This is a genomic window from Chryseobacillus diguaensis, assembly GCF_049220665.1.
GTDB lineage: Bacteria > Bacillota > Bacilli > Bacillales > Bacillaceae > Metabacillus_B.
Genome location: NZ_JBMKNV010000002.1, coordinates 228628 through 244486, shown reverse-complemented (window position 1 = coordinate 244486; position 15859 = coordinate 228628). Strand labels below are relative to the sequence as shown.

The window sequence follows — 15859 nt, the reverse complement described above, 5'->3', positions numbered from 1 at the left end:
ATAAACTTGTTTCTCTTTTAAAGGCGTTTTTCGCCTAAAATTTTTCAGTATTAGAAAGAATCGAGCCTATGAAAAAGACATATCCTTTTGAAATATGTCTTTGGCATATAAATTCAGTTACAAATGAAATCATTTTTCATCTGCAGGATGCGGTTTTTTTGGATGCATTCGCTTTTCAACGATCTTGCCAACAATCCACATTACCGCTAAAACAGCAAGAGCAATAATGAGTTTTTCCGGTTTTGTTACGAGAGACTGAAGATCCTGTCCTGTATAGCTGACAATAAAGATCATCACAAGCTTGCCCATTAGAACGGCCAGGACAAAATTCACAATGCTTATTTTAGAAAGGCCTGCCACAACATTCACTGCTGCTGAAGGTGTAAATGGAAAGCACAAAAGCAGAAAGATAGGTCCAAAGCCGCGATGTTCAAACCACGAAAGCATTTTTTGAATGCTTTTATACTTTCTTAAAAAGTTGAAAACTCTTTTTTGTCCGAACTTCCTGACTATGAGAAAGACTAAAATCGAACCCGCACATGCCCCTATCCAGGAAAGAATAAATCCCAGAAAGAGCCCGAAGGAATTAACATTTGCCACAATAAACAAAACGAGCGGCAGCAGCGGCAAAAAAGATTCCAGCATAGGAAGCCCTATCGCAAGAACGGGGCCCATTGCCTTATATTTATTGAAAATTTCCATGATATTTTCCAAGGTAATTGAATCAAGCAGGCCATGTAAATCCATGTGACACTCCTTATTTACAGGTTATTCTTTTATTCTACAGGTTTTAGGCCAAACTGTGAATATCGAGATACTGGAATCAATTGGGGTTGAAAAAAACAAAAATCTGCACTAAAATGGATGCAGAACAAACGTTCTGTGTATACTATATAAAAAATCAGAAAAAAAAGCAACGCACAGCGGAGACCTCCCTGGGCAAATGCTCCGCTGTGCGTCTTATCCTACATTGAAAGAGGTCAGAAGCATGACAAGAATACCAGAAGATGTGAGGGACATCATCGAAAAATCCATCTACCTTCCCATGACAATGACAGTCCTGAACAAGGACATCTCCGTTATTGAACAAAGCCCATTTAAACTCAAACAGCCCTACCTTCACTTAGTCGAGGAATCACTTAAACTTGTTCAAAAAGATCTGTACCAGATCAAGGTGCAGCTGAAAAAACAAAAAATTCAAGTGAGCAAAGTAAAGAGCGATGAGGCTTTTACCCTTTACTCCTTCTTGTATGAAGGTTTTGAAGAACAGCACAATTACTTCAATCCCCGGATTAGAAACAGAGTAGCCGAGCTTATGGAGGGGTACTTATTCAAAGCAAGCCATACTTCTATTAATAACGGTTAAGCTCCCTGATCAGCTGCTCCTGAAGTAACTTAGAAGACGGGTCCTTTTGGAACATAAAGGCACTCATTTGACGCGGACCATCTTCAATTCTTGAAGATATGACCGTTCTGAGCTGAGCTGTACGGTACATTTGATTCTCAAAAGAATGAACGGAAATGGGGAGAGTTATCGTTCTGCGGTCTGTAAAGGTAACCAGCGTGTTGTCACTCTCTGCTTCTTCATATTGATGGATATAATAATGGGAGATCCAAGAACATTGAGGCCTTGTTGAGGATGTTGTTGGAAAGAGATAAATGGAGTTCGCCGCATCAACAACGATCGGCGGTTTGTGGGTGATGCCCAAAAGATCCTTTGTCCCCGTTTTACGGCCAATATAGCTTGAACCGAAGTATCTGCAGCTTCGTTCTACAATTTCCATCGGCTTCATTTTAACCGTCATTTTTCTGTCTGTCTCAAAGACCGTTGAATACAAGCGACCTTCTTCAGTAGTGGCCAGGATAGCCATTGTCAGTCGATTGGCTTCATAGCTTTCAAGAATAATTGGCTGGATGTTTTCCATAGGTTGTACCACCTTTACTAGTATTAGGTAAAATATACCATGATCAGACTAGCACTTTAGGATGGTTTTTATCTACAAATTTACATAAAATATACAAAAATTGATGTTTTATTAACATAATGGGTTTTTAAGCATCAAATCTGTATTAAATCTGCCTTTCCAAATTAACCTTCACATAAGTCCGGTCATCAAATGAAATATTCCCCTTTTTCAATCCTTTAACAGACCTATAGATACTAAAGCAGAGAGGATCATTTTTCAAAAACAGCTGAAGCTTTTCCTCTGTCGCTTCAAGGGTATTTTCGAGTTCAGGATATCCGTCACTGGCTAGAACAATGGATTTTGCATTCTGAATCTTTACTTTTTTCAGCTGGCTTTCATGAATACTGAAGCCGTCACATACTGCATAAGAAAGGGGTGACTCAAACTGGCTGTTTTGAAAAGAATACTGCCTCAGCATAAATGGCTGAATATCCTTCCAGCTGTGATCCTCTTCCATGAGTTGTTCGATCGTATATTTTTTTAAATAGGATTGAAGGATATCATTACGCATATTAGCCATCAAAGAATCGATGAGCTTTTCATTCGTTATGTGCTGCCCGTCAATCAGACATTGACAGTCTCCAATCATCCATATTTCTTCCAGATCAAGGCTAAGAATAACCAGATTTGCCCCCATTCTTTTATGCGGAAATTCTGTCACCTCGTCTAATATTTCGTTTTGAATGTAATAGTACCTTAGACAATTCGTTAACGTTACAGCTGCTTCCCTGAATGTAAGAAACCTTGGAAATAAGCAGATCCTCCTTAATTAAGCCGGCTGCAATTTGAGCTGGAGATTCTCCGTTATATAGTGTCCGGTCCTTCGGGGTCATTCCATCAATTACAGCAATATAAGAATCCGTTATAACAAAGGAATCCTCGTTATCCTCTTTCATCCCCGTTTTCGCTTCAGTAAAGCTCTCTTCAATGATCATTGCACTTTTCCATTTCCTTTCTATAAAGCACTTTATTTACACAGAAGTCTATCAAACTTCAATTATAAGATTTTCCCAATTTTTCAGCAAGCGTCTCAAGATTTTCTAAAACCCCAGTTCTTTTATTAGGAAAAATATCCTTAGCTTTTCCTTGTTTTTAAAGGGTTCGTCCGAAAAACCCAACCAATTATCTAAAAATTATAAATATTTGGTTGATTTTCATCATCCTTATCCATATAATAAAAAAAAGGCATCAGGAGTGATCTTATGAAAAATAAAAAATCATATGCAGAGATCATGAAAACCCGAAACACAGCCAATAAGGATTACACTGAATCGTCTGTTTTGGATATTTATATCCAGATGATATTGGATGATGCAGCCATTCGGCGAGAACTTGCCGAACTGGAAGGGAAAATCGACGATGCGCTTGCCGAACGAAACGAGTCTTCATTTATGGAATTATCCAAGAGATATGCAGAATTAAAGCAAATGGTTTAATTCATCTCTCATTATTTGTTATTAAGCCGATCAAGAGCCATGGAAATGTTCCGTGGCTCATTTTGTTTTTCTGAATGAATACAGCAGCAAGTCAGGCCTTAGGGCTTGGACAGTAAAATGGCTTGTTCGGACAGTTAAAAGCCCTGTTTGGACAGTAAGAGGCGGTTTGCGCCCGTTAGAACCCTAGTTTCGCCAGTAAAACCTGCTATTTGGACTGTAAACTGCTTTTCCTATTTAATTCCATTTCTAAAACAACTTAAATCAAGTCCCAGTAGCTGATCTTTCACTGGGGACTTTTTTCGTCCTAAGCTTTGGGCCGCTACAGAAAGGACATTCACGAACGAATATCCGCAAATCCAGATCTTATAATCCTAAACGAAAATAGAGCTGCCGGATCGCTCCCGGCAGCTCTATTATTATAGCTTTATAAATTGCTCTGATTCTGTTGAATTCTTCAGAGCTACAGTTGAGGAAGTCCCCCCTGTAATGACCTGAGAAACTTCATCAAAATAGCCTGTTCCAACCTCCCGTTGATGTCTTGTAGCCGTATACCCATATATCTCGCTTTGGAATTCAGCCTGCTGAAGCTCAGAATAAGCAGCCATTCCATGATCACGGTATTTCCTGGCAAGCTCGAACATGCTGTGATTAAGAGCATGGAAGCCTGCAAGCGTAACGAATTGAAATTTATAGCCCATTTTTGCTATTTCTTTTTGGAATGTTGCGATCGTTTCGTCGTCCAGTTTCTTTTTCCAGTTAAAGGATGGCGAGCAGTTATAGGCAAGAAGCTTTCCGGGAAATTTTTCGTGAATGGCATCAGCAAATTTCTTTGCCTGTTCCAGGTTCGGTTCACTTGTTTCACACCAGACAAGGTCGGCATATGGCGCATAAGAAAGACCCCTTGCAATCGCTTGATCAATGCCTGATCTAGTTCGATAGAATCCTTCAGGTGTCCGCTCGCCAGTGATGAATTCCTGATCAGCAGGATCAATGTCGCTTGTAATCAAATCGGCTGCGTCTGCATCCGTCCTCGCAACAATCAGTGTCGGTGTTCCCATCACATCTGCGGCAAGTCTTGCTGCGATCAGATTGCGGATAGCCGTTTGGGTCGGAAGCAAAACTTTTCCGCCAAGATGGCCGCATTTCTTTTCAGAGGAAAGCTGATCCTCAAAGTGAACAGCCGCTGCTCCCGCTTCTATCATTCCCTTCATCAGTTCAAATACATTGAGCTGGCCTCCAAATCCCGCTTCAGCATCCGCTATGATCGGAACAAACCAGTCAATATCCCCCTCGCCCTCCATGTGCTGAATCTGGTCTGCCCTTTGTAGAGCCTGGTTAATTCGTTTCACGACGCTTGGCACGCTGTTGGCAGGATAGAGACTTTGATCCGGATACATATGACCGGATAAATTGGCATCAGCTGCAACCTGCCAGCCGCTTAAATAAATCGCCTTTAATCCTGCTTTCACCTGCTGGACTGCCTGATTTCCAGTCAGCGCTCCCAGAGCATGAATGTATTCTTCTGTCTGGAGCAATTCCCAAAGCTTCTCTGCACCTTTTTTCGCAAGCGTATGTTCAATATCCACCGAGCCTCTTAAACGAAGAACTGCCTCTGCTTCAAATGGACGCGTTACACCCTCCCAACGCTTTTCGTTATTCCAGCTTTCCTTCAGCCTCTGCGCTCTTTCTAATTTCATCATAAATTCCCCTTTCAAAAGTTATTCCACCGATTCATAGCAAGGCAATGTTAAAAAGTCTTCAAACTCTTCCTGCTTTACCAGCCTGTCAAAGACGTTTATCGCTTTTGGAAAACACATAGCAGTAAACATCGGCTTACCATACTCCAGTTCAATCTTCTCTGCCTCTTCATCTCTTAATCTCTCATATAGTTCAAACGTTATTTCCCGCCCATCTTCCAGTACTCCCTTTGGATGCCGGATCCACTGCCATACTTGGGCACGTGAAATTTCTGCAGTAGCCGCATCCTCCATTAGATTGTGTATGGGAGCTGCCCCTTTTCCGCTGAGCCAAAACGCCAGATACCGGATGCCCACATCAATATTCATTCTTAAACCCTGCTCTGTGATCGTGCCATCTGGCACAGCGAGGAGGTCTCCTGCATCAGACGTGACATCTTCTCTTTTTTTCGAAATTTGATTTGGCTCATTTCTCAATAAGTGATCAAAAACTTTTTTCGCAACTGAGACAAGTGCCGGATGAGCTACCCATGTTCCGTCATGCCCGTCTCTTGCTTCACGCGTTTTATCAGCTCTCACTTTTTCAAAAGCTTCAGCGTTTGCTTCCTCATTTCCTTTCACCGGAATTTGGGCGGCCATTCCGCCAATCGCGTGAACATTCCGCTTATGGCATGTCTTAATAACAAGCTGGGAGTACGCGCGCATGAAAGGCACGGTCATCGTAACTTGGGACCTGTCTGGCAGGATCACACTTTCTTGATTTTTCAGCTTTTTTATATAGCTGAAAATATAATCCCACCTGCCGCAGTTTAATCCGGCTGAGTGCTGTTTTAATTCATACAGAATTTCGTCCATTTCGAAGGCTGCTGTTATTGTCTCAATTAGTACAGTTGCTTTGATGGTTCCTCTCGAAAGGGAGAGCTCATCTTCTGCGAAACAAAAGACCTCCTTCCAGAGACGTGCTTCCTTGTGGCTTTCAAGCTTCGGCAAGTAAAAGTAAGGACCGCTCCCATCAGCCATCAGCTGTTTCGCATTATGAAAAAAGTACAACCCGAAATCAAACAGACTGCCTGACATTCGCTTTCCATCAACAAGGACATGCTTTTCTTCCAAGTGCCAGCCTCTCGGACGCACTTTTAAAACAGCTGTCTTTTCTTTTAGTTCATAAACTTTATCATTCTGCTTTAGTGAAATTGTTTTTCTTACAGCATCTTTTAAATTCTTTTGACCATCCAAAAGGTTGGACCATAACGGTGTTGTCGCATCTTCAAAATCGGCCATAAATACGTTAGCCCCTGAATTTAGGGCATTAATGATCATTTTTCTGTCTACCGGACCCGTAATCTCCACTCTTCTGTCCAAAAGATCTTGAGGAAGTTCCGACACAGTCCAGTCACTGTTTCTGATTTCTTCCGTTTCTTTTAAGAAATCAGGAAGTTTTCCTTCATCAATTTCCTGCTGTCTTATTTTTCTCTGCTCAAGGAGATCCCTTCTTCTCTGCCCAAAGGTTCGTTCTAATTTTTCAATAAAAGCTAATGCCTCTGGAGTTAAGATTTCGTTGTAACTTTGGTTCTCATCTGTTATTACCTGAAGCCCCTTCACTTGTATAGCCACTGAATCACCTCTCCTAAATTGTTATAATACAGCTTTACAAAACTTGATATTAATATATAACAGAATTTCTTGTTTGTGAAGAACATTTTTATAATTTTCCGAAAATATTTTATTAGACTGTTTTACAACACAAAAAAGAGAGGGTTATTTCCCCTCTCCTAAATGACTGTTTGTATCTTCAAGGTATAAAATTCTTTCTGACATGGTTGGATGATTGTAGCGCAGTATTTTAACGAGCTCCGGCGGATTTACCTGGCTTAGCCCATTTTTTGAAAGCTCTTGAAAGGTTCTTACGGCAGCGGCGTGATTTCCTGTTTTGCTAATCGCATAAAGATCAGCCGATTTTTCCTGCATGCGCGAAATCATATTGGTTAAAGGACTTGAGGCAAAGGTCAGAAAACCAATAAGCAAAAGAAACAGCGGAAGTGCTGCAATTTCATTGACAGATTGAAGCTTTAAAAGCTTGCCTCTCCTTCTGACAAGCCACATCATAAGCTGCTGTACAAGGTATAGCCCCACAAAGGATAGTGCCAGATACACAGCGATTCCGATGTAAATATGGTGCATCACGTAATGGCCCATTTCATGTGCCATGATAAACAGAATTTCATCTTCTTTCAGTTTTTTCAAGGTGGTGTCCCAGAGAACAATTCGTGAATTTGATCCAATCCCTGTAACATAGGCGTTCATTGAATTCGTTTTTTCGGACATATTGACTTCATAAACATGCTCAGCAGGTATGTTGGCGTTTTTAGCAAGATTCAGGATTTTCGATTCAAGCTGTTTATTGGTCAGCGGATAAAAGTGGTTATAGAGCGGATCAATGATCACAGGCTGAATGAACATCAGAAATAGCGTAAATGGAATGGAAAGCAGCCAGGCATAGAGCCACCAGCGCTTTTCAAATTTCCTGATCAGGAAGAGAAGCACTCCTGCAAGAATAAGCATCATAGCATAATTTACCCAAAAATCAGTGACGTGATCCTTTAGCCAGCCAGTCAGGCTCTGGGTTGAAATATGATAGGTCAAGGATACTTTGTAACCAATATAATCAACCGGAAGGGAGATCACTGTTACGATAAGTGACAGCCCAAAAAGGTAGATGGCTGTCTGTACAACCGAAAATTTGGATGTTCCTTCTGCCCACTTTTGCATTTTCCTTGATAAACCGGTTATGAGTACAACAAAGTAGAGAAACCATTTAAATGGCACAGTGACCAAGAAAAGAAAATCCTTGATTTTAGAATACTCATTTGTGAGCATGAGTTCTCTGCCATTCATAAACGCAGCAGGATCAGCCGGTGTTCCTTCCAGCTGCTTTGGAAGCGATCCGTCAGCTCCCATGAAAATATACCAGTACATAAACAGGCCGTACAAAAAGTAAACGAGCACGGCTCCCGTCAGCCATCTTCGCATAGCTTTGCCCCCTTGAACAAGCTCTCTCTATAGTTTAATTCAAAGCTGGCTTGATTAGAACTTTATGTAATCATTCCATATACAACAAGTGACAGAATAGCAGAAAAGACTACTATGATTACATTTGCTCCTAAGTATGCCGCAATAAAAGCGGTCAGGGCGCCAATTACACCAAACCATATGCCTCCCTGTGTCTGAAAAATACCCGGAATAATCAATGCCCCAAGAATAGCGAATGGAACATTCTTTAAAACATTCTGGATGAATGGCGGAAGAGTAAGCTTGCTAAGGATTACAATCGGCACCATTCTTGGAATATAAGTGACTAAGGCCATGCCAAGTATCAGCAGTATAACCTCATTATTCATCCTGTATCCCCCGCTTTTTTTCCGGCATAAGAAGCTCAATCAGGACAGCAGAAACGAGTGTAGACAAAATAATGGCCCAGCCGCCCGTGAGTAATTTTGAATAAGTCAGCACAGTGCTGGAGAGTGCTGCAGTTCCTGCGAGAATGGCGACTTTTTTCTGACCTTTTATTGACGGGACAAGCAGCCCGATGAACATCGCATACAAGGCAATTGACATGCTGTCCTGCAGATTTTGCGGCAGCAGACTGCCTGCAAAGTGGCCAAGTCCTGAATTAATGACCCAGCTGGAATACGAAATACCCATTAAACCAAATAAATAGCCGCTTGAGACAGTACTATGTTTCAGCGAAGCAACCGAAAAGGTTTCATCTGTAATACCAAAAGAATAAATCACTTTTTTCCACGCTGGGTCCTCATCTGCCTTTTCATTTAAAGATGCAGACATGAGAAAATGGCGAATGTTTACGATAAACGTAGTGAAAATAATTTCGGCAGCCCCTGTGCCAACCGCAATCATGTTAATGGCAATGTATTGAGAAGCGCCCGCAAAAACAAGCAAGCTCATCATCATTGTTTCTCCGGCAGAGAGACCTGAAGCTTTTGCTAATAAACCAAAGGTTAAAGCAACTGGCATATACCCGATAGCGATGCTGATCCCTGCCTGCAGCCCTTCAAGAAATGTCGATTCTCTTATGATGGTGGAACTTTCAGCCAATTTCCTCTCTCCCTTTCTTATGGGTAATAGATTAATAGAAAGCAGCTTGCAGGAGTGTTAAAAGCGTTCTCATAAAGGTGCTCCTGAATAGCCTTAAACTTTACTGCATCTCCTTTTCCGAGCAGTATCGTCTCTTTTCCGATTGTTATTTTTACCTTGCCTTCACTGACCATAATGTATTCTTCCGCTCCGCCATGATGCCTTTCTGAAAGATGGCTGCAACCTGGGAGTAACTCCATTTGATAGATTTCAAACTTTTTGGATTTATCAAATGGAAAATACGAAATCACATGATAAAGGTCATGATGCTCTGTCACAGCAGTCTTTTCTGAACGCCTTACTACTGAAAAATCTGTTCCTTCTTCTTCAACGAGTGAAGAGAAAGAAACCTCGAGCCCATTTGCAATTTTCCATAAAGTAGAGACAGTTGGACTGCTTTCTCCCTTTTCAACTTGAGAAAGCATGCCTTTGCTCACCCCTGTCAAAGCAGAAACTTGATCAAGACTAAGGCTTCTCATTTTCCGGATGCTTTTCAAGTTCTGGCCGATTTGCTTTTGAATGGATTCCATTTAACCTCCTGTATCCTTTCTGTTTTTAATAGTATACATTTGTTTAATATTTTGAACAATAAATATTCTGAATTTTTCACATAAAATAAATAAAACTGCTTCCGCAGCCTTATGGCACTCATGAAATCATTAAAAAAGAACTTTAAACAGTTGCTTCATCCTGATAATAATTCACTGCTTTCATTCAGTGCTTGGACAGTAAAATGGCTTGTTTGGACAGTATCACGTCCATTGTTCAGATCTTACACTTTGAGATTATTTTTCGTCCAAAGCATTGTACCGCCGCAGAAAAGGACAATCACTATCCCCAGATTTTACAATTTTCTAAACGATAAAAAACTCTCTGAAGCTATTCTCTCCAGAGAGTTTGATCGATCATTTCCCTTTAAAAACAGGCTTCCTTTTTTCACTAAAAGCCTGCAGTGCTTCTACCCGGTCTTCCGTTGGGATCGTTATTTCATAGGCTTTCCGCTCAATTTGAAGTCCAGTATGCAAATCAGCATTCAAACCGTTTTTAATAGCAAACTTGGCTTGCTGGACCGCAACAGGTCCATTTTTTGAGATCGCTTCTGCAAGTTCTTTGCATACTTCCAGCACTTGATCACCTGGTACGATTTCAAGAACCAGGCCATATTTCAAAGCATCCTCGGCATTCAGACGCCTTGCTGTTAAAATCAGTTCCATTGCTCTTGCTTCTCCAATGAGCCGAGGAAGACGCTGTGTACCTCCTGCTCCCGGAATAATGCCAAGACTTGTTTCTGTTAGTCCGATCTGGGCGTGATCTCCCATAATGCGAAAATCACATGCTAAAGCGAGTTCCATTCCTCCGCCGAAAGCATAGCCGTTAATCCCGGCAATAACGGGCTGAGGCAGCTGTTCGATTTTAAAGAATACTTCGCCAATCTTATAGAGATTGCGTTTTACCTGCTGTTCGGTAAGTGTTTTTCTCTCCTTTAGATCAGCACCTGCACTGAAGGCTTTTTCGCCTGCACCAGTTATAATGACCGTTCGCACTTCACGATTGCTGCGGATTTCTTCAACGATTTCCTCCAGCTGCTCTAATGTTTCATAGTTAAAGCAATTTAAGGATTCAGGTCTGTTTATTGTAAGAAAAGCTGTATAGTTTTCTACCGTGTAAAGTACATTAGTCATTCTGTTATCCCCCGCTTCTATTTTTGCATCACCTGGTCTTTTAAAGCTCTTCTCAAGATTTTCCCGGTTGTATTTTTCGGAAGTTCATCCAAAAATTCAATGGAATTCGGAACCTTATATTTTGCAAGGATTCCGCTGCAATATTCCAAAATCATTTCTTCTGTCAGATCTTTATTTTTCGTTACGACAAAGCATTTAACTGACTCGCCGTAATTTGGATCAGGGATGCCGAATACGGCCGCTTCCACAATATCCGGATGTTCATATAGCGCTTCTTCAATTTCTCTTGGATAGACGTTAAACCCGCCAACGATGATCATGTCTTTTTTTCTGTCGACAATGTAAAAATAGCCCTCTTCGTCCTGTCTTGCAAGATCTCCCGTGTATAACCATCCATTCCGGATCGTATGGGCTGTTTCTTCAGGCATTTTATAATAGCCCTTCATCACATTATCTCCTCTGACAACAAGCTCGCCTACTTGTCCCGTCGGCACTTCATCGCCAAGTTCGTTAACGACTTTATTCTCGACGTTTTGAATACTCATTCCGATCGAACCCGGCTTTCTTGGCCTGTCGAGAGGGTTAAAGCATGTAACTGGAGAGGCTTCAGACAATCCATATCCTTCAGAAATGACTACTTTAAACTTCTGTTCAAAACCTTTCAGAAGGGCAACAGGCATGGAAGCTCCTCCTGAAATGCAGAGGCGGAAGCTTTGCAGATCTTCTGGCTTTCCATCAGGCGTCTGGAAAAGAAAGTTATACATAGTAGGAACTCCTGCGAAAACGGAAGCTTTGTATTCTCTTGCAAGCCTGAATACTTCCGCCGGGCTAAACTTCGGCATAATCAGCAGTGTTCCGCCGCTCATTAAAGGTGCATTCAGCGACACAGTCATACAGAACACATGGAACATCGGCAGTGCTGTAATTACTTTATCCTCTTCCCCGATTTTCAAATAAGATGCCACGTCGTTCGCATTGCAATAAAGGTTTTTATGTGTCAGCATTGCTCCTTTTGGATTGCCTGTCGTTCCTGACGTATATAAAATGACTGCTACATCATCTTCAAGCAGCTCTGGTGCGGTAAAATTTCCGATGCCTCTTGTGGACAAGCCTGTAAACGATTTCATTTTTGGGTTTATGTTTAATTTGCCAGGATCTAAAGCGGCTTTTTTCTCACTTGGCGGTGTATCGCAAACGATAATATGCTCAAGGACCGGTAAAGTAGCATGCAGCTGCTCGAATATTGGAATAAACAGATCAAGCGACACAACTGCTTTTACATCCCCGTTGTTCAAAATATAAGCGATTTCACTTGGTGTATAAATCGGATTTACCGGAATAACGGAAGCCCCTGCTCTTAATGCACCATAAAATGAAATAACAAAATACGGCGAGTTTCCAAGTAAAAGTGCAACATGATCCCCTTTGCCTATCCCCATGGCTACAAGGCTTGCTGCAAACCGATCTGCCATTTCATTTAATTCTCCATACGTTGTTTGTTCCCCTTCAAAAAAATAAGCAGCTTTATCCCTGTACTTTTCCCCTGTTTCTGCTAAACGTGAACTTAAATTCAATTCTCCCACCCCTAGGAAATGAATGAATGCCCATTCATCTGAAATTTAAAAAAATTCTAAATATATTATATTGAAAGAAAATGGATTCTACAAGGTGTAAGTGCACTAAAAGAACGATAGATGTACTTTCTTTAAGGATAACTGTTTTTTCATTTTTTTGAAACAAAAAGGCTGTTTTAGCAAACGTTAAAAATGCAAACCTGATTTTAAGAGCGTTCACACCTTTTTATGAGCGGCCTCCAGAATTTCAGAGCGCTCTCACCCTTTGTCCAAATCTCCTCCAATCAAAAAAGATGCCCTCAAAGGCATCCTTCCCTATTTAAAAGATCCGTTTAAGACTCTTCTGGATCGGCGGCAGCTCAATGCTTTTTTCTTCAAAAGCTTTTTTAATAAGATACTCGCTGTATTTAACTGCTTGCTGGTAAGTGATTTTACCCGGCAGCGGCGGTTCTTCTCTGACCATGACATCAAGGATGACCGGCTTTTTCTCTTCTGCTGCTTTCCCTAAAGCAGTATGGAATTCTTCTCTTGTTTTCACTTTATAGCCTGTTCCTCCACATGCATCTGCAAATTTGGCAAAGTCAACAGGTGCATTTTCTGTTCCGTAATTAAGATGGCCCATTTCAGCCTGTTCATATTTGATTAAGCCTAGTTGTTCATTATTCAATATGACCACAACCATCTGGAGCCCATTTCGAACAGCTGTGACGAAATCATGCATGACCATTGAGAAGCCTCCATCACCGCATATCGCTATTACCTGTTTGTCCGGATAGGCAACTTTTGCGGCGATTGCACCAGGGAGACCGCAACCCATTGTCGCCATCCAGCTTGAGATCACCATTTTTTGATTGGTGAATTTTAAATAGCGCGAAGACCAGACAGTTACATTCCCGACATCAATGGAAAGAATGGCATCATCGTCTAGCACATTCTGAATTTCAGCCATCACGTGAGGAGGCATGATAATATCTGACTCCTTTTCCATATCTATTTCAAGATCCTTCCGCCATTTCTCCATTCCTTTTTGACATCTTTCCAAAAAGGAACGGTCATCATTAACTGGAACAATATCCAAAAGCTGATCCAGGATATCCTTTGTATCCCCATTAATACCAGCTGTTACAGGGTATCGTTTCCCGATGCGGCTTGTAAGCCGGTCAACCTGGATGGCTTTTGCTTTTTCAGGCAAAAATTCACGGTACGGAAACGAGGTTCCGATCATAAACAATAAATCCGTATCTTTCATCGCCTCATAAGCAGGTTTCGTCCCGATCTGGCCTACATGGCCAAGATTGTAAGGATCTTCATCAGGAATGACACCTTTCGCTGGAAGTGTGGCAATGACCGGAGCACCGATTTTTTCAGCAAACAGCTTTAACTCCCTTTTCGCATGCAGAGCACCTTTTCCGGCGAGAATCACTGGTTTTTTTGCTTCTTGGATGAGCTGTAAAGCAACCTTTAGCTCCCTTGGATCTGTTGCAGGCTCTGTTCTTGAATAAACATCAGAGGTCAGCGGCTGATCCCACTTCCCTTTTTCCGCAAACAAATCATCCGGAACAGTAAGAACGGCTACCCCATTTTCTGCATAAGCAGTTCGGATAGCCTGATTGACCAGATCCGGAAGCTGTTCATGCGACTGAACCTGCTTGTTAAATACAGCTACATCATCAAACATTCTCTCAAGATTCACTTCCTGAAAAGCATCTGTGCCGACTTGAGTGCTTTGTACTTGGCCTGCAAAAACCAATACAGGAGCTCCGTCTGCTTTAGCATCATACAACCCATTCAGAAGATGGATGGCTCCAGGCCCTGCAATAGAAAGACAAACTCCTATTTTTCCTGTTAGCTTTGCATAGGCTGCAGCAGAAAGAGCTGCTACCTCTTCGTGTCTGACTTGGATAAAACGAATTTTTTCCTGATGCTTCCGTAAATCCTCAACTAATTCATTAATGGAATCACCAGGCAGTCCATATATATGGTCAATTTCCCATTGAGCCAAAAGATCGGCTACAACAGCTCCAGCACGTTTATCAAACATCTCGTCATCCCCTTTTTCTATGTGAACACTTATCAAGATCAGCTTCGTGGAATCTTTTCTTAAAGTTCACAGTTGTATTCCTGCTTTAAATTCACTTAAATGAATGAAAAAACAACAAAGTTTAAGAAAAGTGCCTCTATGTAAAACCTTTTCCTTTTAAATATCCTTTCTGAAAAAAATTAAACATCAGAAGGACTTCAAATAAAAAGGCGCCTTCCCTTTATAGGATTGCGCGCTCGTTATTAGTGGCTGTTTTTGCGAAGATTGCGGCTATCCTTATGGTCTAAAGAAATAGCTTAAAGAGCCTTATTAATAAAGCAAATCAATAAATTTGTCTTTGGATATATTTCCGAAATAATGCTTAATATCAACGTTTCGGAACAATTTTTCAAGCTCTGCTTTTTCATACCGTGCACCTGACAGCATTTCCTCAATTTCAGATACATTTCCGACTCCAAAGAAATCTCCGTAAATTTTGCAGTTATGAATGATACCTTTGTTCACTTCAAGCCTGATATCAACTTGTCCTGCAGAAAAGCGATGCGAGTGCTGAAGGTTAAATTTCGGCGATTTCCCGTAATTCCAATCCCAGTTTTGATAACGCTCTTTAGAAATTTCATGAATCTTTTTCCAATCATCGTCAGTGAGGATATATTGAGGGATGTCCCCGTCTGTATCAAAAATGAATTTCAAAATAAGCTCCCTGAACTCCTCAATCGTAATTTTCTCTTTTAAAAACTCACTGATGTTGGCTATACGATTGCGGATGGATTTGATTCCTTTGGATTCAATTTTATCTTTTTTCACATTCAGCGCATTTACGACGTTTTCCATTTCCGTATCAAAAAGGAGGGTTCCGTGGCTAAAAATTCTGCCTTTAGTGGCAAACTGGGCATTTCCTGATATTTTTCTTCCGTCTGCCAAAATATCATTTCTGCCGCTTAGTTCGGCATTAACTCCAAGCCTTTTCAATGCTTTGATTACAGGCTCTGTGAATTTTAAAAAGTTATGAAAACTATCGCCGTCATCTTTAAAAATAAAGCTGAAATTTAAGTTTCCGAGATCGTGATAAACCGCTCCGCCTCCGGAAAGCCTTCTGACTACGGTTATGCCGTTTTCCTCCACGTACTTCGTATTGATTTCCTCAACCGTATTTTGATTTTTCCCGATGATAATAGAAGGTGAATTTATGTAAAAAAGCAAATAGGGCTGTTCAGGATCCAAGTAACGCAAGCAATATTCTTCTATAGCCAAGTTAATTTGCGGATCTGTTATTCCTTTATTGTCAATAAAAAGCACATTGTTTCCTC

General features: G+C 41.2%; 16 protein-coding genes. 2 read left to right on the top strand and 14 right to left on the bottom strand.

Annotation, left to right across the window (positions count from 1 at the left end; genetic code table 11):
• Positions 1 to 129: 129 nt before the first annotated feature.
• Positions 130 to 747: a TVP38/TMEM64 family protein gene (locus tag ACOT8F_RS04025; protein ID WP_421650266.1), complete on the bottom strand. Its 618-nt coding sequence runs from the start codon at positions 745 to 747 to the stop codon at positions 130 to 132.
• A gap of 241 nt (positions 748 to 988) precedes the next feature.
• Here ACOT8F_RS04025 and ACOT8F_RS04020 point away from each other — a divergent pair, with 241 nt between their 5' ends.
• Entirely contained in the window at positions 989 to 1366 is a 378-nt protein-coding gene (locus tag ACOT8F_RS04020; protein WP_421650265.1) for a YhjD family protein, read from the top strand.
• Here ACOT8F_RS04020 and ACOT8F_RS04015 read toward each other — a convergent pair.
• The 3 genes from ACOT8F_RS04015 to ACOT8F_RS04005 all read right to left on the bottom strand — a co-directional run bounded on the left by ACOT8F_RS04015 (position 1353) and on the right by ACOT8F_RS04005 (position 2902).
• Entirely contained in the window at positions 1353 to 1925 is a 573-nt protein-coding gene (locus ACOT8F_RS04015; RefSeq protein WP_421650264.1) for a competence protein ComK, read from the bottom strand. The two genes, ACOT8F_RS04020 and ACOT8F_RS04015, sit on opposite strands and share 14 nt — an antisense overlap.
• Before the next feature lie 145 nt (positions 1926 to 2070).
• On the bottom strand, positions 2071 to 2556 hold the full coding sequence (locus tag ACOT8F_RS04010; protein ID WP_421650263.1) for a hypothetical protein: 486 nt from the start codon (positions 2554 to 2556) through the stop codon (positions 2071 to 2073).
• A 52-nt stretch (positions 2557 to 2608) separates the two neighbouring features.
• Complete coding sequence (locus ACOT8F_RS04005; RefSeq protein ID WP_421650262.1) at positions 2609 to 2902, bottom strand: hypothetical protein; 294 nt, start codon at positions 2900 to 2902, stop codon at positions 2609 to 2611.
• Positions 2903 to 3169: 267 nt separating this feature from the next.
• Here ACOT8F_RS04005 and ACOT8F_RS04000 point away from each other — a divergent pair, with 267 nt between their 5' ends.
• Positions 3170 to 3403: an IDEAL domain-containing protein gene (locus ACOT8F_RS04000; RefSeq protein WP_421650260.1), complete on the top strand. Its 234-nt coding sequence runs from the start codon at positions 3170 to 3172 to the stop codon at positions 3401 to 3403.
• Between the two features lie 416 nt (positions 3404 to 3819).
• On the opposite strand, the gene aceA is transcribed toward ACOT8F_RS04000, so the two are convergent.
• The 10 genes from aceA to lplA form a co-directional block, all read right to left on the bottom strand.
• Entirely contained in the window at positions 3820 to 5100 is a 1281-nt protein-coding gene (gene aceA / locus ACOT8F_RS03995; protein WP_421650483.1) for an isocitrate lyase, read from the bottom strand.
• 21 nt (positions 5101 to 5121) lie between these two features.
• Complete coding sequence (aceB, locus tag ACOT8F_RS03990) at positions 5122 to 6714, bottom strand: malate synthase A (protein WP_421650259.1); 1593 nt, start codon at positions 6712 to 6714, stop codon at positions 5122 to 5124.
• 144 nt (positions 6715 to 6858) lie between these two features.
• Positions 6859 to 8130 (bottom strand): M48 family metallopeptidase, encoded by a 1272-nt coding sequence (locus ACOT8F_RS03985; protein WP_421650258.1) that lies wholly within the window; start codon positions 8128 to 8130, stop codon positions 6859 to 6861.
• A gap of 62 nt (positions 8131 to 8192) precedes the next feature.
• Positions 8193 to 8498, bottom strand: a complete 306-nt coding sequence (locus tag ACOT8F_RS03980) for an AzlD domain-containing protein (RefSeq protein ID WP_421650257.1) — start codon at positions 8496 to 8498, stop codon at positions 8193 to 8195.
• Positions 8491 to 9213 (bottom strand): AzlC family ABC transporter permease, encoded by a 723-nt coding sequence (locus ACOT8F_RS03975; protein ID WP_421650256.1) that lies wholly within the window; start codon positions 9211 to 9213, stop codon positions 8491 to 8493. Before ACOT8F_RS03975 ends, ACOT8F_RS03980 begins: the two co-directional genes overlap by 8 nt.
• Positions 9214 to 9230: 17 nt before the next feature.
• A complete protein-coding gene (locus ACOT8F_RS03970; RefSeq protein WP_421650254.1) occupies positions 9231 to 9782 on the bottom strand; it encodes a helix-turn-helix domain-containing protein in 552 nt (183 codons plus the stop codon).
• 375 nt (positions 9783 to 10157) lie between these two features.
• Entirely contained in the window at positions 10158 to 10934 is a 777-nt protein-coding gene (locus ACOT8F_RS03965) for an enoyl-CoA hydratase-related protein (RefSeq protein WP_421650253.1), read from the bottom strand.
• A 17-nt stretch (positions 10935 to 10951) separates the two neighbouring features.
• A complete protein-coding gene (locus ACOT8F_RS03960; RefSeq protein ID WP_421650252.1) occupies positions 10952 to 12508 on the bottom strand; it encodes a fatty acid--CoA ligase family protein in 1557 nt (518 codons plus the stop codon).
• Between the two features lie 319 nt (positions 12509 to 12827).
• Positions 12828 to 14549 carry a pyruvate oxidase gene (locus ACOT8F_RS03955; RefSeq protein WP_421650251.1) on the bottom strand — a complete coding sequence of 574 codons (1722 nt, stop codon included), beginning with the start codon at positions 14547 to 14549 and terminating at the stop codon, positions 12828 to 12830.
• Positions 14550 to 14858: 309 nt separating this feature from the next.
• On the bottom strand, positions 14859 to 15848 hold the full coding sequence (gene lplA / locus ACOT8F_RS03950; RefSeq protein WP_421650250.1) for a lipoate--protein ligase: 990 nt from the start codon (positions 15846 to 15848) through the stop codon (positions 14859 to 14861).
• Positions 15849 to 15859 lie beyond the last annotated feature (11 nt).